Annotated in this window: 1 pseudogene; it reads right to left on the bottom strand. The window is 85.1% G+C overall.

Features of this window, described 5'->3' with window-relative positions:
• A pseudogene (locus RH94_RS44085) lies at window positions 1-678 on the bottom strand (translation initiation factor IF-2); the annotation flags it as partial.

Below are 678 nucleotides of genomic sequence, written 5' to 3'. Positions count from 1 at the left end.
GCCGGGGCCGCCGCCACCGGGACGGCCGGCGAAACCGCCGCCGCCACCCGGACGGGCGCCACCGCCGCCGGGACGGCCGGCGAAACCGCCGCCGCCACCCGGACGACCGCCGCCGGGACGTCCGGCACCGGCCGGGCCGCGGCCGCCGGGGCCGGGACGCGGGCCGGCAGCGGGACGCTGCGGCATCATGCCGGGGTTCGGACGCGGGCCACCCGGACGCGGACCGCCGCCCTGCGGACGGGGCATCGAGCCCGGGGTCGGGCGCGGACCGCCCGGAGCCTGCGGACGCGGACCGCCGCCCTGGGCACCGGGGCCCTGCGGACGGGGACCGGCGCCGGGGGCACCGGGGCCGCCGGGCCGCGGACCCTGCGGACGCGGCGCCTGCGGGCGCGCCATGCCGGTGGAGCCACTGGAGGTGAAGGGGTTGTTGCCCGGGCGCGGACCGGCCGGGCGGGCACCCGGACGCGGGCCCTGGCCGCCGGGGCGCGGTGCGCCCTGGCCCGGACGGGAGGCCTGGCCCTGGCCGGGACGGCCACCGGGCTTGGGGGCGCCGGGACGGGCGCCGGGCTTCGGCGCGGCCGGGGACGGAGCCGACGGCGGAGCGGTGAACTCCGGCGTGGTGGGCGCCGCCGGGGCCGGACGCGGTGCGGGCTTGGGACCCGGCACCGGACGCGGGCC

Origin of the sequence: Streptomyces kebangsaanensis (assembly GCF_001906585.1) — a bacterium.
GTDB lineage: Bacteria > Actinomycetota > Actinomycetes > Streptomycetales > Streptomycetaceae > Streptomyces > Streptomyces kebangsaanensis.
Note: the sequence above shows the minus strand (reverse complement) of the source record. Positions and strands in the feature narration are given on the sequence as shown.